Annotated in this window: 20 protein-coding genes and 1 pseudogene; 11 read left to right on the plus strand and 10 right to left on the minus strand. The window is 53.3% G+C overall.

The genetic code is table 11. The features are described from left to right. Positions 1-390 precede the first annotated feature (390 nt). Both NST29_RS07470 and NST29_RS07475 read left to right on the plus strand, forming a co-directional pair. Positions 391-1,527, plus strand: a complete 1,137-nt coding sequence (locus tag NST29_RS07470) for an IS110 family transposase (RefSeq protein WP_033842531.1) — start codon at positions 391-393, stop codon at positions 1,525-1,527. Between the two features lie 140 nt (positions 1,528-1,667). Next, positions 1,668-2,771, plus strand: a pseudogene (locus NST29_RS07475) (IS1182 family transposase); the annotation flags it as partial. A gap of 188 nt (positions 2,772-2,959) precedes the next feature. On the opposite strand, the gene NST29_RS07480 reads toward NST29_RS07475, so the two are convergent. Together NST29_RS07480 and recU are read right to left on the minus strand one after the other, a co-directional pair. Then, positions 2,960-5,662: a penicillin-binding protein 1A gene (locus NST29_RS07480; protein ID WP_033021681.1), complete on the minus strand. Its 2,703-nt coding sequence runs from the start codon at positions 5,660-5,662 to the stop codon at positions 2,960-2,962. A gap of 16 nt (positions 5,663-5,678) precedes the next feature. Beyond that, on the minus strand, positions 5,679-6,296 hold the full coding sequence (gene recU, locus NST29_RS07485) for a Holliday junction resolvase RecU (RefSeq protein WP_033021682.1): 618 nt from the start codon (positions 6,294-6,296) through the stop codon (positions 5,679-5,681). Positions 6,297-6,555: 259 nt separating this feature from the next. Here recU and NST29_RS07490 point away from each other — a divergent pair, with 259 nt between their 5' ends. Further along, positions 6,556-6,798, plus strand: coding sequence for a hypothetical protein (locus NST29_RS07490; protein ID WP_033021683.1), 243 nt, complete (start codon positions 6,556-6,558; stop codon positions 6,796-6,798). Positions 6,799-6,841: 43 nt separating this feature from the next. Here the strand turns inward: NST29_RS07490 and NST29_RS07495 are convergent, their stop codons facing one another. The 3 genes from NST29_RS07495 to NST29_RS07505 form a co-directional block, all read right to left on the minus strand. Then, positions 6,842-7,012 carry a hypothetical protein gene (locus NST29_RS07495; protein WP_165570943.1) on the minus strand — a complete coding sequence of 57 codons (171 nt, stop codon included), beginning with the start codon at positions 7,010-7,012 and terminating at the stop codon, positions 6,842-6,844. A 20-nt stretch (positions 7,013-7,032) separates the two neighbouring features. Further along, positions 7,033-7,185, minus strand: a complete 153-nt coding sequence (locus tag NST29_RS07500) for a hypothetical protein (protein WP_156102729.1) — start codon at positions 7,183-7,185, stop codon at positions 7,033-7,035. A 99-nt stretch (positions 7,186-7,284) separates the two neighbouring features. Next, the gene (locus NST29_RS07505) at positions 7,285-7,485 is read right to left on the minus strand and encodes a YppF family protein (RefSeq protein ID WP_033021686.1); all 201 of its coding nucleotides are present in this window, start codon (positions 7,483-7,485) and stop codon (positions 7,285-7,287) included. A 191-nt stretch (positions 7,486-7,676) separates the two neighbouring features. On the opposite strand from NST29_RS07505, the gene NST29_RS07510 reads away from it, so the two are divergent. Then, complete coding sequence (locus NST29_RS07510) at positions 7,677-8,024, plus strand: YppG family protein (protein ID WP_033021689.1); 348 nt, start codon at positions 7,677-7,679, stop codon at positions 8,022-8,024. Between the two features lie 368 nt (positions 8,025-8,392). Here NST29_RS07510 and NST29_RS07515 read toward each other — a convergent pair whose 3' ends face one another. The 3 genes from NST29_RS07515 to NST29_RS07525 all read right to left on the minus strand — a co-directional run bounded on the left by NST29_RS07515 (position 8,393) and on the right by NST29_RS07525 (position 9,506). Continuing rightward, positions 8,393-8,647: a sigma-G-dependent sporulation-specific acid-soluble spore protein CsgA gene (locus NST29_RS07515; RefSeq protein WP_033021697.1), complete on the minus strand. Its 255-nt coding sequence runs from the start codon at positions 8,645-8,647 to the stop codon at positions 8,393-8,395. Further along, positions 8,647-8,832: a hypothetical protein gene (locus tag NST29_RS07520; RefSeq protein WP_033021700.1), complete on the minus strand. Its 186-nt coding sequence runs from the start codon at positions 8,830-8,832 to the stop codon at positions 8,647-8,649. Before NST29_RS07520 ends, NST29_RS07515 begins: the two co-directional genes overlap by 1 nt. 209 nt (positions 8,833-9,041) lie before the next feature. Beyond that, positions 9,042-9,506 carry an Hsp20/alpha crystallin family protein gene (locus tag NST29_RS07525; RefSeq protein ID WP_033021702.1) on the minus strand — a complete coding sequence of 155 codons (465 nt, stop codon included), beginning with the start codon at positions 9,504-9,506 and terminating at the stop codon, positions 9,042-9,044. 344 nt (positions 9,507-9,850) lie between these two features. Between NST29_RS07525 and NST29_RS07530 the strand changes: the two genes are divergently transcribed. The 7 genes from NST29_RS07530 (at position 9,851) to NST29_RS07560 (ending at position 17,093) form a co-directional block, all read left to right on the plus strand. Then, positions 9,851-9,973: a hypothetical protein gene (locus NST29_RS07530; protein WP_255358719.1), complete on the plus strand. Its 123-nt coding sequence runs from the start codon at positions 9,851-9,853 to the stop codon at positions 9,971-9,973. Between the two features lie 147 nt (positions 9,974-10,120). Further along, positions 10,121-10,816, plus strand: coding sequence for a response regulator transcription factor (locus NST29_RS07535; protein WP_033021711.1), 696 nt, complete (start codon positions 10,121-10,123; stop codon positions 10,814-10,816). Continuing rightward, positions 10,813-12,198: an ATP-binding protein gene (locus tag NST29_RS07540; protein ID WP_033021704.1), complete on the plus strand. Its 1,386-nt coding sequence runs from the start codon at positions 10,813-10,815 to the stop codon at positions 12,196-12,198. Before NST29_RS07535 ends, NST29_RS07540 begins: the two co-directional genes overlap by 4 nt. 17 nt (positions 12,199-12,215) lie before the next feature. Further along, positions 12,216-12,371 carry a hypothetical protein gene (locus NST29_RS07545; protein WP_165570944.1) on the plus strand — a complete coding sequence of 52 codons (156 nt, stop codon included), beginning with the start codon at positions 12,216-12,218 and terminating at the stop codon, positions 12,369-12,371. 16 nt (positions 12,372-12,387) lie between these two features. Beyond that, positions 12,388-12,942 carry a glycerol-3-phosphate responsive antiterminator gene (locus tag NST29_RS07550; RefSeq protein WP_033021705.1) on the plus strand — a complete coding sequence of 185 codons (555 nt, stop codon included), beginning with the start codon at positions 12,388-12,390 and terminating at the stop codon, positions 12,940-12,942. 191 nt (positions 12,943-13,133) lie between these two features. Next, positions 13,134-14,792 carry an FAD-dependent oxidoreductase gene (locus NST29_RS07555; RefSeq protein WP_339232872.1) on the plus strand — a complete coding sequence of 553 codons (1,659 nt, stop codon included), beginning with the start codon at positions 13,134-13,136 and terminating at the stop codon, positions 14,790-14,792. Positions 14,793-14,903: 111 nt separating this feature from the next. Further along, entirely contained in the window at positions 14,904-17,093 is a 2,190-nt protein-coding gene (locus tag NST29_RS07560) for an alpha-galactosidase (protein WP_339232873.1), read from the plus strand. Positions 17,094-17,151: 58 nt separating this feature from the next. Here the strand turns inward: NST29_RS07560 and NST29_RS07565 are convergent, their stop codons facing one another. Together NST29_RS07565 and NST29_RS07570 are read right to left on the minus strand one after the other, a co-directional pair. Further along, positions 17,152-17,937: an EcsC family protein gene (locus NST29_RS07565; protein WP_339232874.1), complete on the minus strand. Its 786-nt coding sequence runs from the start codon at positions 17,935-17,937 to the stop codon at positions 17,152-17,154. A gap of 542 nt (positions 17,938-18,479) precedes the next feature. Beyond that, positions 18,480-19,667 carry an IS701 family transposase gene (locus NST29_RS07570; RefSeq protein WP_033843015.1) on the minus strand — a complete coding sequence of 396 codons (1,188 nt, stop codon included), beginning with the start codon at positions 19,665-19,667 and terminating at the stop codon, positions 18,480-18,482. Positions 19,668-19,688 lie beyond the last annotated feature (21 nt).

Below are 19,688 nucleotides of genomic sequence, written 5' to 3' on the forward strand. Positions count from 1 at the left end.
GATGTCCGAAAATCGGGCACCTCTGCTTTCCTATTGCCTTCTTTGGCCATTTTCAGTATACCCGCACGGATCAGGAGCGTATACAGCACTCACCCAGTGGTGGGGATTTTCACGGAAAAGATCCATGGGCAACGTTTTGCCCTCCACCCAGGGATGAAAATCCCCCTTTTCTTCCCATAATGAAGAATAGGCGCAAACAGTTCAACAGGACGTTATGCTTAATGGTGGCTTAGACCCTGTACGGAAAAGTGTTTGAATCCACTGGGTGCACCACCCATTGTCCGCCCTTTCCTGTGATAGAGGAAAGGTGACGACGAACGGAAAACTGCCGCATTTCTCCCGTGGATTCGCTGTTTGCGCACTCGATCATCGAAAAGGAGGATTTTCATCATGGATGTCATCTATCCTCGCTGCGCAGGATTGGATGTTCATGCCGAAACCATCGTCGCCTGCGCGCTATGGGAAGAAGATGGACACATTCAAAAGGACATTCAAACCTTCTCCACGTTCTCGAAAGGACTTGGCGACCTGCTTGAGTGGCTCGAAGAACATGGCGTTACCCATGTCGCCATGGAATCCACCGGCGTGTATTGGAAACCGGTCTTTGCCTTCCTCGAGGGCTATGTCGACTTGACACTGGCCAATCCGCAGCGGATCAAAAATGTCCCGGGAAGAAAAACCGATGTCTCTGACGCCGAGTGGATCGCCAAGCTGCTCCGCCATGGACTCATTGAAAAAAGTTTCGTCCCCCCAGCGGATATTCGCGAATTGCGGGATTTTACCCGCCTCCGCAAAAAGTGGGTCGGACAGTTGAGTTCAGAGAAAAACCGGATTCAAAAAGTGCTGGAGTCTTCCAATGTCAAACTGGGCTCCGTCCTCTCGGATCTCTTCGGCGTTTCCGGACGAAACATCCTTGCCCGGCTGCTCGAGAAGGGATACGTGGACAAGGACGAGCTGGATCAATGCCTGCGCGGCAGGCTCAAAACGAAAAAGCAGGCGGTGTATGATTCGCTGCTGGGCACCTTGACCGAACACGAGCTCCGTCTCCTTCGCCTCTTGTGGAAACACGTGGAGGAATTGGAGCAGTTAATCGAAGAAGTCGACCAGCACATCGACCGCCTGCTCGAGCCGTATCGGGAGGAAGTGGACTTACTGATGACCATGCCTGGAATCAAAAAACAAACCGCCGCCGTCATCATCGCCGAGATGGGAACCGACATGAGCGTCTTTGAAACGCCGGAACGGGTGGCTTCATGGACGGGGTTGTCCCCCGGCAACCATGAAAGCGCCGGAAAGCGAAAGAGCACGCGTACGACTAAAGGCAATCCCCATCTTCGATCAGCGTTATGCGAGGCGGCATGGTCAGCAGCTCGATCCAAGACACATCCCTTGTCCCGAAAATTTTGGTCGTTGGCGGCCCGATGCGGGAAGAAAAAAGCCCTCATCGCCACGGCTCGACGAATGTTGGTGATCATCTTTTGCATGATCTCCCGCAAAGAGTCGTTCCGCCAACCACAACTTATCTAGTATAGCCAACAGGCAGCCAGATCATACGAGATGTCCGAAAATCGGGCACCTCTGCTTTCCTATTGCCTTCTTTGGCCATTTTCAGTATACCCGCACGGATCAGGAGCGTATACAGCACTCACCCAGTGGTGGGGATTTTCACGGAAAAGTACGATCAGAAGCTGGAGGAGAAATTCCGGCAAATCGTTGCCTCGATCGAACAGGTGGCGAAAGAAGATGAAGAGGCGGAACAAGAAGGGGATTTTCAAGAAAAACTGGAAGCTTCACCGATTACGTCCGAAAAGATCGAAGCCGTCATCGAACAAGTGGAAGAACGCCTAAAGAAAGAGCCGAAGAATCGCACGTTAAAGAAAGCAAAACGGCAATTGGAGCAAGATCTTCTCCCCCGTAAGAAGAAGTATGAAGAATACAAAGAAGTGTTGGGCGAACGGAACAGCTTTTCGAAAACGGATCCGGATGCGACATTCATGCGAATGAAAGACGACCATATGAAAAACGGCCAGCTCAAACCGGGATATAATGTGCAGATTGGGACAGAGAACCAATTCATCACTGGATTTAGCGTGCATCAACGGGCGGGGGATGCCGGATGTTTCATTCCGCATTTGGAGCAATTGGCCGCCTATGGACGCCCAATGCCCAAACGGGCCATTGCGGATTCCGCCTATGGGAGTGAGGAGAACTACACGTACTGCGAGAAAAAGAAGATCGTCGCCCTGATCAAGTACAACACGCTGGACCGGGAACAAACGAAAGCGTGGGCGAAAGAGACCGGCCGAATCGAGAACATGACGTATGATGAGGAGCTGGATGAGTGGATTTGCGCCAAAGGGGAACGGTTGGTGTTTGTGTATGAACGGAAGGAAACGACCGACAATGGGTACGTTACCGTCAAACGGACGTATCGTTGTACGGCATGTGCCGGATGCCCGTTTCAAACGGCATGCGCCAAAGGCAAAGACACGAAAACCATCCGCGTTTCTTTGAAGAATCAACAACAACGGCAGGAGATTCGGGAACGGCTGTCCACGGAAGAAGGGGCGGCGACATATCGAAGACGGCAAATCGAAAACGAGCCGGTGTTTGGGCAAATCAAGCATAACCAGCAATTCCAGCGCTTTTTGTTAAGGGGGCTCCCAAAAATTACCGTGGAATGGGGGCTTATTTGTGCTGCCCACAATTTGAGAAAGTGGGCGGCCACCGTCCACCCAATAAAAAGAAAAAGGGAGAACATACGGGGATAAGAAGAAGCAGATCCTTTGAGAAAGTAAAAAATAGACAAATAATGTAAAAACAAAAGCAGGAGGCTGTCCTCAAAAGGTCGTTTTACCGACCTTTTGGGACAGCCTCTTTTTGATTCAACGTTGGTCTGAAAGCAGCTGGCGGATGCCGGCTACATTTAGGAAGTGGTGGGCTAATGCCGCCATCTTTTTTATCGAGCGCTTCCGTTGGTGGTGCCTGATCCTTTGTTTGATGGTGTCGACGGCGCTGAAGGTGGCGAGCTGCCCCCCGTGCCTCCGCCTGGCTTGCCGCTGTTGGTTCCACCGTTCGGCTGTCCGCTGTTGGTTCCGCCGTTCGGCTGTCCGCTGTTGGTTCCACCGTTCGGCTGGCCGCTTGGGTTGTCGGAATGACCTTCGTTTTCATCGTTTCCACCATTTTCGCTCGTTCCGTTATTTCCGTTGTTTTCACTTTGGTTGCTGCCATTCCCTTGGCCGTTTCCTTGCCCGTTGTTTCCGGAGTTGTTGGAACCATCACCCGGCGTGGTCGGTGTTCCTTCATTTGGTTCGCTGCCAGGAATTTGAACCGAGGTGATGGCCGGTTTGCTCATCCGTTCGCCTTCTTTCGCATAGACGGCGATCGTGTAGGAAGCGCCTGGCGTCGGGTTGGAAATCGAGACGGCCAGCTCTTTCGTCACAGCGGTCTGCACATGGCCTTGGCTGTCTTTCATGTGCACCTCAAAGACCGTGTCGTCCGTCTGTTCGCTATACGACCATGAAACGGAAATGGTGTTCGCTGCTTGGTCGTATGAAGCAGTCAAGCCGGTGACCATCGGCAGCTCTTTAGGCTCATCTTTCGCTGTTTCCGTCGGCTCGGTGCCGCGGATGAACAGTTCGTAGATAATCTCGTTTTCCGGCGTGTATTTGTCGGCGAGCTTCGGCGGGTTCGTCCCTTTTTTGATCGGCAGTTTCACGACGCTGGACGGCTGTTGAAACTTGCCGCTGCCGTCATCAATATGAGACATGATGTCTTTGAGCAGCAGTTTTGGAATCCGCTGTTCTCGATCTGTCAGGAACGCCGTTTCGCTTTTTTTGCTGAAGCCGACCCAGACGGCGGTCGTGTAGTTCGGCGTATAGCCAATGATCCAGCTGTCAGGCACATCGTCTTTGCTAAGCCCGAATTTGCTGCCATCCTTGCCGTAGTTGGTCGTCCCTGTTTTCCCGGCCATCTCGAGCCCGGGTACGTAAGCGGACTGCCCCGTTCCGGAGCGGATGACCGATTTGAGCATATCGGTAATCATATAGGCCGTATAATCGTGCATGACTCGCTTCGATTTCGGCCGCAAATCCATTTCCGTGCCGTCTGGGAAGACGATTTTGGTGACGGCGTACGGTTTGGTGTAGATCCCGTTGTTGCCAAACGCGGTGTAGGCGCCGGCCATTTGCAGCGGCGATACATAATGGGAAACGCCGCCGATCGCAAACGGCTCATACACTTCGGTGAAGCCCATGCCGAGCCGGTTGGCGAACTCCATCGCCCGCTCTTTGCCGACAGCTTGGAACGTTTTGAGCGCCGGGATGTTATACGACCACGTGAGCGCCCTGCGCATCGTCACCGCCCCTGCGTATCTGTTGCTGGCGTTGCGGATCGGCGTGCCATCTGAGTACGCATACGGTTCATCGACGAGGATGTGCGCTGTCGACCATTTTAAGTATTCGATGGCCGGGCCGTAGTCCAAAATCGGTTTAATCGTCGATCCGGGCTGGCCGACCGGTTTAATCGCATAATTGAAGCCAAACTCGACTTGGTCGCGATGACGGCCGCCGCCCAACGCGCGAATCGCGCCCGTTTTCGTGTCGATGACGGCAATCCCCGATTGCAAATCTTTTTTATTCGTGAAATAGCGATTGGAGTTTAGCAGGTTTTCAACGTAGGACTGGGCGTTTTGATCGAGCGTCGTGTAAATTTTCAGCCCATCCTCAAAGACGTTGACGTTCGCTTTATCCGTCACTTCTTTGATCACTTCTTCAATGAAGGCGTCGTACGGCACGCCGCTTTGCTTTTTCCGATGTTTGACGAGCATCGATTGGATCGGCACTTGTTTCGCTTTTTCGGCTTCGTCTTTGCTGATGAAGCCGTGCCGCGCCATGAGCGTCAACACGGTGTCCCGCCGCGCTTTCGCCGCCTCCGGATGGTCAAACGGGTTGTAGCGGTTGGGCGCCTGCGGCATGCCGGCTAACAGCGCGGCTTCCGGAAGCGTCAAGTCTTTCAGATTCGTTTTGCCGAAGTAATATTCAGCGGCACGGGCGACACCGTAAATACCATCGGAATAATAAATTTTGTTCAAGTACATTTCCAAAATTTCTTGTTTGGAATATTTTTGCTCAAGCTGGAGCGCCAGCCATGCTTCTTGCGCTTTCCGCTCCAATGTTTTTTTCGGCGACAAAAACGTCATTTTGACGACTTGCTGGGTGATCGTGCTGCCTCCCTCAGCGCCGAATCCTTCTTTAATGTTGGCGAGGACGGCGCCGGCCAAGCGGACGACGTCAATGCCGTGATGTTCGTAAAAGCGCGCGTCTTCCGCGGCTAAAACCGCTTTTTCCAGCACTTTCGGCACTTCTTTGTACGAAACGTACGTCCGCTTGTAGCCGCCGAGTTCCGCCACTTTCTTTCTGTTCATATCGAACAAGGTCGAAGAGAGCGGGTCTTTGATCTTTGCCTCATCGAGCGGGGGAGCGTCTTTGATGAAATAGGCAAACGTCGCCACGCCCCCGACGACGGCGAGGACGATGACAAATAATATGGCCATGGCGATCGTTTTCATCCATGAAGTCCCTTTTTTCGCTTTTCCTTTTTTTTGTTTTCTTCGCTTTGTCGCCTGTTTCCGTTCCGCGCGAGAACGATATTCACCAGACATAAAAATCCTGCCTTTCTTACGAGTTTTCACCGGAAAGGGTGAAGTATACGCGTTCTACTACACTAATATAATCAATTCTCGGTTGACAGCCAAGCGGGATGTAGTGACCGAGCTGCTCGATCTCCCGCTTAGGAATGGATTTCCGGCCGCCGGATTGTTGCTCGTTCCACCGAGTGATCAGGTGGGATGCGTCGAGCAAATACGTCTCCTGAAGCGAGGAAAACCGCAAAATCGCAAAACAAACGCCGCCATGAGCGACCACTTGCTCCATATGCCGGATTTGGTGAGCGTGAAAATTTTTGAGCGGGAACGCTGTTTGATTTCGCGTTTCCTTCGCCTCGAAATCGATGTATTTGCCGCGGTACACGCCGTTGTAGTCGGTCGTTGACGCTTGACGGAAATACGCTTCTTTAATGACCGCCGCGCTCCGCTTCGGATAATCGACGCGAACGATTTGCACCGGAGTCGGTTTTTTATGCACAATGGCGATGCCGTGCTCCCGGTAATATTCATTCGTTGCATTCAAGTCGTCTTCGAGCGTCATGCCGCGATTGGCATAGCCAGCCACAGACGGGGGCTTCCACCTTGCTCGTTCGTCGCGGTACGGTTTTCCGTTCGGATAGTTCAGCGTCATGGCCTCCCCTCCTTTGAATGGTTTTTATTATACCATACGCTTGAGGAATGTGCGCTTTTTTGTTTTTTCGAACGGCTCAGGCATCGAAATCTCCCGCTTCCGCCGGGGGCGCCATCAAGCTGCTGGGGAGCCATCGCTGTCGAACGGCGGCTAGTTGCTTCTTTCTTTGCCGAATTCGTTCTACTTTTGTCGCCGAGGAAGGGAGGGGTTCGCCCAGCCGCGAAAGGAATATCATCACGCCAAGAATGGGGGAAAGGGAATGAAAGAACGGCTCGTCAAAAAAGAGGAAATCGAAAAACAGCTCGAGGAAATGGTGGCGTTACTCGAACAAGTGGATGCAAAAATGGAAAAGGTGATTCATGACGTTATCGAAGACCGATACAGCCAACATCAAAAAGAAATCGGACGTTTAGAGAAACGGATCGCCGGCATTGAACAACGGCTTGACGGCAAGAAAACAGACGGGCGGCTGCCGCTGTCGTCCACATTGTATGGGGTGTAAGCGGAGAAGCTGTCCCCTCGCGCAAGGGGACAGCTTTTTTCGTTCAGCCATCTTTTTGGGTGGTGATGGACACAGGGCCGCTTTCCGCCGTGGCGACGGTATGAATGTCATACGCGACCCGTTCGGTATGTTTGGACGGAGCGGGTTCGCCATGTTGCGGTTTTTCGTGATCATGGCCTTTCTGTTTATGATGGAAATGCACGCCGCGTCCCATTAGCTAGCACCCCCTTTGTATTACGATGAGGTGCCGCTACGAAAAATATGCAAAAAAAAGAAGGGAAAAGCTCCCTCGTTAGGTGAATGAACGGAAACGGGTGCTGCGCCGCGAGCTGAAGCGATCGGACGATCAGCCGCACGTTCAGCCTTTCCCGCCGGTTTGATGAACATTCGTGTTCGCCACCCACCGTCCGATTCGGCGGCGCCTCCTCCTTGGCGAGACCATCGTTCGTCTCCCCCCACGAGGCAGAAGATGTTTTTCCCCGGATGTCAAAGGCCGGCATATTCCTCTGCTTCGTTCGGCAGGGAGGCGCCTGCTCGTTCAAGCTCGCGGACTAAATTGCGGTACTGGGCGAGCGAAATGTCCCCGCGCAAATACAGGCGGCGGGCAAAATCGAGCAGTTCGTTCGCCTCGGTCGGTTCGCTCTGTTTGACCGCGATAAACTTATGCTTTAATTCGGTCACGTTCATTGCTGCTTTTCCCCCTTCCCCTTTTTTACATCGTACCATGAAAATAGGAAAAACGAACGATTTCGGAAAATTAAAACTTCCGACAAGAGGTGACATGTCCATACACGCCATTGGTCGTTCGCACATATACTAGTGGCAGCCCATCCCTTTTTAGGCTGGGGAACGGAACAACGAAAAAGGGGAGAGCGACGATGTACCGTTATCCTCGTCCAAGTTCGCCGCCCTTCTATGGGCCGTACGGCTTCGGCGGTCATCACTACGGGCCTTCGTTTCCGCATGGAGCTTCCTTCTTCCCGCCCGCTCCTGTTCACTGGCCCCATTTCCCGCCCGGTCAAGTAGGGGCGACTTCCCACCCGGCATCGTATCCTAAACCTGGGCCTTTGTTGCCACCGCCGCGCCCCTCTTTCCTTGAGCAGTTTAAAAACAGCGATGGCACATACGACATCAACAAAATGATGAGCACGATGGGGCAAATGATCAATACGATCAATCAGGTGAACGGTATGTTAAAAGGGCTGCTCAGCACGTGGAAAAAATAAATTATAGCGGTCTTCGGTGTGGAAGGAGCAGTTGAAAAGACAGCGGGCGCCTTCATCGCTTTTGCCGCCCTCTTTGGTGGCGTCAGCAAGCGTCCCGCGGCCTCTGTTTCACGTAGCGGGCCGGTGAAAACGGTGAGAGCGGCGAGCTCGATGGAGTTCGCCGCGAAAAAAGCCGGTGTTACGAACCTTCTTGGGAGGAGAGTCCGGGGGAACGATCCGTCGCCGGCCTTTTCGCCCAGAGACCGTCAAACGGCGGCGCATTCGGCGAACAAACCGCACGCCGAAACGCGCCGCCGTCGTCCTTCCCCCTTATGCACGGAGTCCGCACGGCCGATTCGTTGAGACGGAAGACGTCGTTGCTCGTGAAGTTAAATGAGCAGCTCGTATACTTCGTTGAGATGGAAGACGCGTTTTTCATCGCGCTCGTCCATCGCATAGCGGATTTCATGCCGCAAAATCCGATCCAAACACGCGCTTTCTTCCTGCGTCAAGTCGCGGACGAATTCCCCTTCGCCCCGATACGGCTTGGCAATGAGCTTTTGATAGATGCGCTTCGGCGTGTCGTCATGGTGGTCCAAATAGTTGGACAGCACCTCACGCAAGTAAGCGAGCGTTTGTTCCATCATGGCTCGCCCCCTTCAAAAAACGAAACGAACGCTTGGCTGACCTCGGAACGGCCTTGGGCGTAGGGGTTTTCTTCCGTGACGCGGTCCGGGTCGAGCTTCGTCTTGATGACGAGCATCGGTTCGTTTGGCGGCTCATTGATCACCCGATCGTTCAGCTGCTTAAAATCAGGCAGTTTGGTCATTCGTTTTCCACCTCCTACCTAGTAGCGTAGCTTGTCAGCCAGAAAAGTATGTATGCCTGCGGGGGGAGTTTTGGCGCGGAACGCCAAGCCGGGATCGCGAGCAGCGGAAGCGGCAGCCGCGAGCGGAAAAGCAACCTGTCGCAGAAAAAACGAGGGTATCCCGATCGTTTTGGGACACCCTTTTTCTACTCGACGAGATGAGCTTTGGCCTATTCAATGTCGATATATTTTCGTTTTTGTGGCAGCCGAATGACGAGTGACCCGTTGTGAAACGAAGCTTTGACTTCGTGTTCGGCGACCGGGTAGGGAAACGGGATCCATCTCGCCACACGTCGCCGCGTCTGCCGCCGCTCGTACACATGGCCATGGCTGTCGGCGGACTCGATCGTTTCATAATGGTCGATGAACAGCTGCAGCCCATCGTCCTGCCACTGTAGGCTGATTTGTTCCCGTTTTGTTTCGGGCAGTCGGACGATGATTTGGTATTCCCGCTTCGTCTCTTTGACTTCGATCGGGATGTACGCTTCGACAAACGTTTGCGCGAAATAGTCGTCGAGCGTTTCCAGCAGTTTTTGCCACGGACGTTCGTCCAACCATTGATGGATCATGTGCCGTAAATGATGAAGCGGATGTTCTCCGTCTCCACCGGACGGCGGTTGAAACGGCTGATTCATGGCGCTTCCCTCCTTCAGCAACAAAGCGAAATGGCTCTGCCGAGACGGCTCCGGCCGGCAAAGCGATTCATTGTCAATGTATGTTGCAGGCAAGGAAAAGGCGACGGTTGCCGAGCCGTTTTGAAACCGAGGAGAACGCGAATGGTGTGCCCCCGCTGTCGGCGGCTCGTCATTGGGCCAAGCGTGCTGGCCGCGTTTTTTTCGGCGAGAAAACCGCTGTTTACCATCCTTTTAGCAACTTTTCATTTTGTTTTAACCCCAATGGAATATAATGACACTTGCATCGAATAAACGCGCAAATGGCGCCGTCAGCTATAGCTGGCGACCTAGAGGAGGGTGACGCGATGCATATCATTCATTGGTTGGTGACGGCGTTTTTTTCCGGAACAGCTGTCTCGCTTCTGTCTTATCAAGCCGTGGAAATCGTTCAAGCCATCATCGATTGGTTGGTCGACCGTCATTCGTGAGCGGTCGCGATTCGGCGGCGCGCTGGACGGCCGCCAACCTCTTTTTTCGGCTCGGCTGCTTCGGTGCGTTGGCGAACAAGCAAGGCAAGGTGTATAGTTAAAGAGGAAATATCTCAAGGACGAAAATGAATGGGCGCATGGTCATGGATGGAAAGGAGGACGACAACAGTGAATGGACGCATTTTGCTAATAGAGGATGAAGCCGGGCTCGCCCGGTTTTTGGAACTGGATTTGACGCACGAAGGGTTCGAAGTGCGCGTATGCGCCGACGGGCGCGAAGGATTGGATCTCGCCTTGTCGGAACCGTGGGATCTCATTTTGCTCGATGTGATGCTGCCGCGTCTGAACGGCATGGAAGTATGTCGCCGCATTCGGGCGGCGAAATCGACGCCGATTATTATGATCACCGCGCGCGACAGCGTGTTTGACCGCGTCATGGGACTTGACAACGGCGCTGATGACTACATCGTCAAACCGTTTGCCATTGAAGAGCTGCTCGCCCGCATTCGCGCCTTATTCCGCCGCGTTCGCCCGGAAGCGGATGCGCAAGTGCTGACGTTTAAAGACTTGGTCGTCGATGTGCAGGCGCGCACCGTGAAAAAAGGAGATGAGTTTATTGAGCTGACGAAGCGGGAATACGATCTGCTCGTCGCGTTTATGCAGAACATTAACGTCGTCTTGACGCGCGACGCGCTTCTTGACAAAGTGTGGGGGTTTGATGCGGAAGTGGAGACGAACGTGGTTGACGTCTATGTGCGCTACTTGCGACAAAAGCTCGATGAGCATGACAAAGAGCGATATATCCAGACGGTGCGCGGCGCGGGATATGTGATGCGCCCATGACCCGCCGCCTTTCGTTGCAAAGCAAGCTGACGATGTTGTCCGCAGCGGCCATTTTCATCACCTATTTCCTCTTTACGTTTTTGCAGTACTATATGGTGAAGCAGTGGATGCTGAGGGAAGAACGAAAAACGATGGAACGAGCTGTGGCGGAAATTGAAACCTATTACGCGGAGAAACGTAATTTATCATGGGAGGATATTCGCCGCAGCCGCTCGTTTCTCGAGAGGCTGAATGAGCACTATCAGCTTATTCGTGTGACTGATGAGAAAGGGACGATCATCGTCTCGGTTTCGAACGGCGCTGCCGTCTCGCTGACGCCGGACGAAAAACTGAGCACGCGCAAATTGGATGAGCATTTCGTCAACCATGAGCGGTTTTTGCTGCTCCGCCAGCCTTTTCATGCCGGTCAGCTGCACGGGACGATTGAAATCGCCCGCCGGCTTGTCAAGTTTCAACAAACGACAGATACATTGTTTATCGTTATGACGGTCATCGGCGTGCTGGCCATGGCGGCAAGCGCGCTCGCCGGTCGATTGGTTGCGCAAACGTTCGTCCGGCCGCTGCAAAAGCTGGCGAAAACGATGGCTGCCATCCAGGATAACGGGTTGAAACAGCGCATTGATGTGCCTCCGGCGCGCGATGAAATCACCGAGCTGATGCATATGTTCAACCGCATGATGGACGAAATTGAACGATCGTTCGCCGTGCAGCGCCAGTTTGTGGAGGACGCGTCCCATGAACTGCGCACACCGATCGCCATTTTGCAAGGCCATCTGTCGCTGCTGCAACGATGGGGCAAGCACAATCCGGAAATTTTGGAAGAATCGCTTCAGGCGGCGGTGAAAGAGGCGGAGCGGCTGAAACGGCTCGTTTTGGAACTGCTCGATTTATCGCGAGCCGAGGCGATTGCCGTGCCCGAGGAGATTGCTCCGATCGATGCAGCGGCAGCGGTTGGACAAGTCGTCAAAAATTTCCGTGTTCTGCATCCAGAATTTGTGTTTCTCATCGACCAACCGACCTATCCGCTCGCGCGCATTCTAATCACAAAGCATCATTTTGAACAATTGCTGTTCATTTTGCTTGACAATGCGGTAAAATATTCTCAGCAGGTGAAAAAGATCGTCATTTCCTTGCGCGAAGAAGACGCGTTCGTCATCGTGGCTGTTCGCGATCACGGCATCGGCATTCCAAAAGACGAGCTGAAAAACGTTTTTTTGCGCTTCTACCGCGTCGACAAGGCGCGCAGCCGTGAACAGGGCGGCGCTGGGCTTGGACTTTCGATTGCCAAGGAAATCATCGATAAATACGGCGGGCAAATTGCGGTGGAAAGCGAAGTCGGGCAAGGAACGACGGTCGAGCTCGCCGTTCCGAAAGCGGAGTAGGAGAGGAGCGTGAGGCAATGGAACATCTTCACGAGGAAGAGGCAGCCAGCAAAAAAGCGATCCATCACGTCGTCGAAAAGTTTCGCAAGCGCGGGGTGAAAATCGCGACGTGCAAACCGCGAACCATGATGTCGCTCACATGTTTAGAGGAGATGGACAAAACGAGAGGATGAATCGAGGCAACGGAATATGGAGACAAAGCAACGCGTCATCCCAGCCATCAAAACGATGAAGCAATTCGAGTCGTTTTTGGCGAGCCGCTATGAATTGGCGGTGTTGCTTGAGGTACATATCGCCCAGTTACGAAGCCTTTTTGACTATGCGCGCCGCTGCCATAAGCAGCTGATCGTCCACACGGATTTAGTGCAGGGGTTGAGCCACGACGAACACGCGGCGGAATACCTTTGCCAAGAATTCCGCCCGTACGGCCTGATTTCCACGAAAGCGGGCGTCATTACGAAGGCGCGCCAAAAGCGCGTCTTGGCCGTGCAGCGCATCTTTTTGCTTGATTCGCACGCATTGGAGAAAAGCTACCAGATGATTGCGAAAACGAATCCCGACTGCATCGAAGTCATTCCAGGGGCCATGCCGCATATCATCCGTGAAGTGAAAGAGCGGACCGGAAAGCCGATTTACGCCGGCGGGCTCATCCGCACCACTGACGACGTCGAACGCGCGCTAGAAGCCGGGGCGGCGGCGGTGACCACGTCAAATGAAACGCTTTGGCGCCATTACAGCCCGTAGTAGCGCCCGCCTGAGGCCGCCTAAGCGATTATGTGCATCAGGCTGGTCAAACGGGCTACGATGTGCTATAATGAAAGCAACAAGTTAACCATCAGTCAGGAGACGAGGAGAGACCATGCACACATGGTAGGCGAAGGCTTATCGTGTTTGCACTGGTCTCTTTTTGTCTTTTCTCAAAGGAGGAGTCAACCATGACATTCTCAAGCAAACAGCGGAACGATGTTCTCGAGACAATGAGCGAAAAGCCATACGATCTGTTGGTGATCGGCGGGGGGATCACCGGGTGCGGCATCGCCCTCGATGCCGTCTCGCGCGGCATGACGGTCGCGCTTGTCGAAATGCAAGATTTCGCCGCCGGCACGTCAAGCCGGTCGACCAAGCTCGTCCACGGCGGCTTGCGCTACTTGAAGCAGTTCGAGGTGAAGCTCGTCGCCGAAGTCGGGCGCGAACGGGCGATTGTGTATGAAAACGGCCCGCACGTCACCACACCGGAGTGGATGCTGCTGCCCATTTATCGCGGTGGGACGTTTGGCAAATGGAGCACGTCGGTCGGCCTTTGGCTCTATGACCGGCTGGCCGGCGTCAAGTCAAGTGAGCGGCGCACGATGCTTAACGCCCGGCAGACGTTGGAAAAAGAGCCGCTCTTAAAGCGCGACGGCCTGATCGGCGGCGGCTATTACGTCGAGTATCGGACCGACGATGCCCGCTTGACGATCGAAGTGATCAAAAAAGCGGTCGAGCTTGGCGCCGACGCCGTCAACTACGTAAAAGCCGAACAGTTTTTGTACGACGAGCGCGGCCGCATCACCGGCGCCCGCTGCCGCGACCTGATCGGCGGACGAGTGTATGACATCCGCGCCAAAAAAGTCGTCAATGCCGCCGGACCGTGGGTTGATGCGCTGCGCGACAAAGACGGATCGAAAACCGGCAAGCGGCTTCGGCTGACAAAAGGCGTCCATATCGTCATCGATCAAAAGCGTTTTCCGCTCAAGCAGGCCGTCTATTTTGACACCCCGGACGGCCGGATGGTGTTTGCCATTCCGCGGGATGGGAAAACGTATGTCGGCACGACCGATACATTTTATGACGATGATCCCGCTCATCCGGCCATGACTGAAGAAGACCGCGACTACTTATTGCAGGCGATTCACTACATGTTTCCGTCTGTCGGCATCACCGCGGCCGATGTGGAATCAAGTTGGGCTGGCGTCCGCCCGCTCATCTATGAAGAAGGGAAAGACCCGTCGGAAATTTCCCGCAAAGACGAGATTTGGACATCGCCGTCCGGCCTCATTACGATCGCTGGCGGCAAACTGACCGGCTACCGGAAAATGGCGGAAACGGTCGTTGACCTCGTCGCCAAACAATTGGAAAAAGAAGAGGGAAACACGTTCCGCCCGTGCCAAACGAAACAGCTGCCAATTTCCGGGGGCGATGTCGGCGGCTCGCACCGCCTCCCTGCCTTCATCGCCGAAAAAGCGGAAGAAGCGGTGCGCTATGGATTGACGAAAGAAGCGGGAGCGCGGCTGGCGAGACAATACGGCACAAATGTCGACCAGCTGTTTGCTTTAAGCCAGCAATACGACCGCTCGTCCGGCTTAACGCGCGAAACGTTCGTCCGCCTCGTCTACGCCATCGAGGAAGAAATGGCGGTCAAACCAGTCGACTACTTCATCCGCCGCACCGGAGCGCTGTTGTTTGATATTGATTCGGTCCGGCGTGAGAAAGAGGCGGTTGTTGCGTTTATGGCGCGGTATTTGGGGTGGACCGAGGAAGAGCGGGACGTGTATGAGAAAGAACTCGACAAGGAACTGCGGCGTGCGGTGTTGGCAGAGGAAGGAGCGAAGTGAACCAATGATCATGAAGGAAATGATGAGCGCCTGAATCCAGGCGCTTTTTTGATGGATCTTTTCGTAAAAATTAAGTAAAATTTAAATAAAAAATCAAAGTGAGGGAAGAGGATGGCGGTTACATACAATCCGCAAACGAAGCAGTTTCATTTGCGGGCGGGCAAGGCAAGCTACGTGATGCAGCTTTTCCGCTCCGGCTATTTGGCTCATATCTATTGGGGAAAAGCGGTGCGCGATGTTCGAGGCGCGCGGGCGTTTCCGCGGCTCGATCGCGCGTTTTCCCCTAACCCCGACCCATCCGACCGCACGTTTTCGCTCGATACGCTGCCGCAAGAATATCCAGCCTATGGGAATACCGATTTTCGTTCTCCGGCGTATCAAGTGCAGCTTGAGAACGGTTCGACGGTGACGGATTTGCGCTACAAGACGCACCACATTTACAAAGGGAAGCCTAGACTGAACGGACTGCCGGCGACATACGTGGAACACGAGAATGAAGCGGAAACGTTGGAAATTGTCCTCGAGGATGCGCTGATCGGTCTAGAGGTCACGTTGCAGTATACGGCGTATGAAAAATGGAACGTCATCACGCGCGCGGCCCGTTTTGAAAACAAAGGCGGCGAGCGGTTGAAACTGCTGCGCGCCCTCAGTATGAGCGTCGATTTCCCAACTGCTGACTATGATTGGATCCATCTCCCCGGAGCGTGGGGGCGCGAGCGCTGGATCGAGCGCCGCCCGCTTGTGACCGGCGTGCAAGCGGCGGAAAGCCGCCGCGGCGCGAGCAGCCACCAACAAAACCCATTTATCGCGCTCGTCGCCAAAAACGCCGATGAACACCAAGGCGAAGTATACGGGTTCAGCTTTGTGTACAGCGGCAATTTTCTCGCCCAAATCGAGGTGGACCAGTTCGGCACTGCCCGCGTCTCGATGGGGATCAACCCGTTTGATTTCACATGGCTGCTTCAGCCGGGTGAGTCGTTCCAAACGCCGGAAGTGGTCATGGTTTACTCCGACCAAGGGTTGAACGGGATGTCGCAAACCTACCACGAACTGTACCGCACCCGCCTAGCGCGCGGCGCGTTCCGCGACCGCGAACGTCCGATTTTAATCAACAATTGGGAAGCGACGTACTTTGATTTTAACGAAGAAAAAATCGTCAACATCGCGAGAACAGCAGCGGAGCTTGGCATCGAACTGGTTGTGCTTGACGACGGCTGGTTTGGCGAGCGCGATGACGACCGCCGGTCGCTCGGCGATTGGATCGTCAACCGGCGCAAGCTTCCAAACGGCTTGGACGGGCTGGCGAAACAAGTGAACGAACTCGGGCTGCAGTTCGGCTTATGGATCGAACCGGAAATGGTGTCGCCAAACAGCGAGCTGTACCGGAAACATCCCGACTGGTGTCTCCATGTGCCGAACCGCCCGCGCTCTGAAGGACGGAACCAGCTTGTGCTCGATTATTCCCGCCAAGACGTGTGCGACTATATGATTGAAACGATCTCGAATGTGCTTGCGAGCGCCCCCATCACTTATGTGAAATGGGACATGAACCGCCATATGACGGAAATCGGTTCGGCCGCCCTGCCGCCCGAGCGCCAGCGCGAAACGTCGCACCGCTATATGCTTGGGCTGTACCGCGTCATGGACGAGATTACCTCGCGCTTTCCGCACATTTTGTTTGAAAGCTGCTCAGGAGGCGGGGGGCGGTTTGACCCGGGGATTCTCTATTATATGCCTCAAACATGGACGAGCGACAACACTGACGCTGTCTCGCGCCTGAAAATCCAGTACGGTACAAGCCTCGTTTACCCAGTGAGCGCCATGGGTGCCCACGTCTCGGCCGTGCCGAACCATCAAGTCGGGCGGGTGACGTCGCTCAAGACGCGCGGCCATGTCGCGATGTCAGGCAACTTCGGCTATGAGCTCGATATCACGAAATTGACGGTAACAGAAAAACAAATCATTAAGGAACAAGTCGCGTTTTACAAAGATGTGCGCCGCCTCGTCCAGTTCGGCACGTTTTATCGGCTGCTCAGCCCGTTTGAAGGCAACGAGGCGGCATGGATGTTCGTCTCGGGAGATCAGTCGGAAGCGCTCGTCGCTTACTTCCGCGTTCTGGCGGAAGCGAACGCGCCGCTGTCGCACTTGCGCTTAAAAGGGCTTGACCCGAATCAAGACTATGAAATCGAAGGCCTTGGCGTTTACGGCGGCGACGAGCTGATGTATGCCGGAGTGGCGGTGCCGCACCGCTTGGGCGATTTTACCAGCATGATGTGGCGATTGAAAGCTGTTCAACGATAAGAAGGGATGCTGTCGCTCGAGCCTATGCACCAGTCATAAACGAATTGAACCCGGTGTCTTAGATGCCGGGTTCAAACTGTTTGAGCTTCTCGATGATGCGACGCTTCCGATAGAGCATCTTCCCGGTTTCGGCGATGTCTTCCATAAACGATTTGTTAAACAGCGAACCGAAAATGACACCGATGATCGGAACGGCTTGAAACAGCTTTTTCCACCCGTATTGGTCACGGAACGTCATCATCACTTCCCGCCAGCCTTGCAGTTCGGAAAAGACGCGCCCGCGTTCATGGGAGAACGACGAAAGTTCGTCCAAAATCGCTTTTTTCCCGACGATGTCCGCCGCGGCAAACTGCAGGCATTTGACGACAAACACGCGCTCCTCTTTTTCCTTCGGGTCATATCCGTACACGATGGCGATCTCTTGCAGCGTTTTCAGCGCTAAGCCGAGAAGCGCTGGAATGTCCACCGCCAGCGTCAGCGCCCCGCCAATTCCAGTTGCCGCCCCTTGCAGCTGGGCGAACGTGACGCGCGCATCGATCAATTCATCGCAAACGCGATCCATCGTCGCAAGCGGCAAGTGCGGCACCTCGGCCAACGACGATACGCCAAGCTTGTCCAATACCTTTCCTTCATTCACCAAGTATTGCCCGCCGCTTTGAATATAGCTGCCCAGCTCATCAAGCAGCTGCCCTAGTTTTCGATGGACGACTTTTGGCGTCAGCTTATCGAGCACTTGAAACGGCAAGCGGCCGAGCTTTTCCCAAAACCATAGGTCTTTTTGGGAGTGTTCCCAGTGGGTGATGGTTTGAAGTTCTTGTTTTAGTGATGTTATTGTATCCTTCATAAAATCGTCCTCCGACCATTGTTGAATCACTTGTTTCTTAGGTTGAGGATTAGGGGCATTTTTTATGCATTTATGAAGAAGGGATTATTAATAAGTGTTATACTAAAAACTGGATCCTGTTTTTATCTACTCTGAAAATACCTAAACTCCTAAATGCACCAATTCACGATATTCGACAGAAAAATATTTTTATCCTGCGAAGAAGACGAAATTTTCCCGTTGCGAGGGCCTATATATTTGGTTGTTTTTAATTAAAACTCATATTTCGCAACCTTTGCATAATATACAAAAAATGACCAAAATATTCGCATAAAAATAAACTTTTATACAGATATTGTAAAATAACTAATTTTTATTCGATGAAATCAGGTTTATTTTGAATTTTTATTCAAGGTGCGAAATGTGAGTTAAAAAATATATATTTATTTAGTAAAAAATTGTTGTTGACAAATACTAAGTTTTAACTTAATTTATAATTAACTGTAGATGAGCATTTTTCATTACAATAATTTCCATGCCCTAAGAGACAAACAGGGGACCCCTTAGGCGACATGGAGCTGTTTTTTGATCACATCAATGGGAATATCTTGCTTCGCGGCATCGTAGATGAACTCGACGACGCTGTGCCCTTTCCGAGACCGAAGAAGCTCCAGGCCGGAAGAGAGGTCTTGCTGAGATTCGGCGATGCTGTATACGCAGGCTAAGAGCACCACGGCCCAATACCGTTTCACCGCCCGAATGTGACGAACACGGTACCCATCGAGCTTCAGCTGGTCTTTGGCCTGCCGGAAAAAGCATTCGATCGTCCAGCGCTGGGCATAATAACGCAAGATCTCTTCATCGCCTAGCTCCCGGTCGGTGCTCAAGACGACATGGAGATGATCTGGCGTCATCGGTTCATCCGCCTTCCAAGCCAGCAGCACCACCGCGTCATCGAGGCCATGGATCGCTCCCTCGTAGCGATACACGCGGTAACGCTCCTTCCCCACCGTGACGAGGCGGGTGTCGTTGGGCTCGATATAGCGGGCGAACTTCTTCGCTTGGATGGCGATACCTTTCGGATAGAGAATCCGGTTCGTCTTGAGCATGGCGATGACATGGAATCCTTGTTTCAGGCAGGCTTCGATGAGCGCTTGGGACGGATACCACGAATCCATGAGCACATACACCGGCTGAGCCCGTTTCCCCTTGAGCGAGGAAAGCATCTCGATCGCTAGGTCGATCTTGCTTCTTCCCGCCGTCTTGTCATACAGACGAAAGGCGAACGGGAACGCTTGCGAGAAAGTATGCACCATCAGCCAAACGAGCGAATGCCCCCAAACGGATTGATGATCTTTGTGCGAGTAGTGCCAATCACACCCTTGAATGGCGCGGGCAGCCCGTGACGAAGGCTTCGTTTTTTGGCAAATCGTATCATCAATCGAAACAAAAAGGGGTTGATTCTCCTGTTTGGCGATTCGCTGGATGCGATGAAGGATCCATTGCTGGAGTTTGCGAAGCAACGTCTCTTCATCCCAAGGGCTTTTCGTGAAAAAATGGCTGAGCGTGGTTCGATGATTGGGATGAAAACTCCAGTGATGGACATCGGTCAATGTTCCCGAAAATCCCTTGGTAGTCAAGGCATCCACAATATGAACGAGATGCTTGATGACCGGTTTCGAGAAATAAAGCGCCAATCCCAGCGTCATGAAAAACTTGTGGATTCCTTGATGATGTGCTAATCTATTCATGAGACATGAACCTCCTTGCGG

The organism is Geobacillus sp. FSL W8-0026, from assembly GCF_037966255.1.
Classification (GTDB): domain Bacteria; phylum Bacillota; class Bacilli; order Bacillales; family Anoxybacillaceae; genus Geobacillus; species Geobacillus icigianus.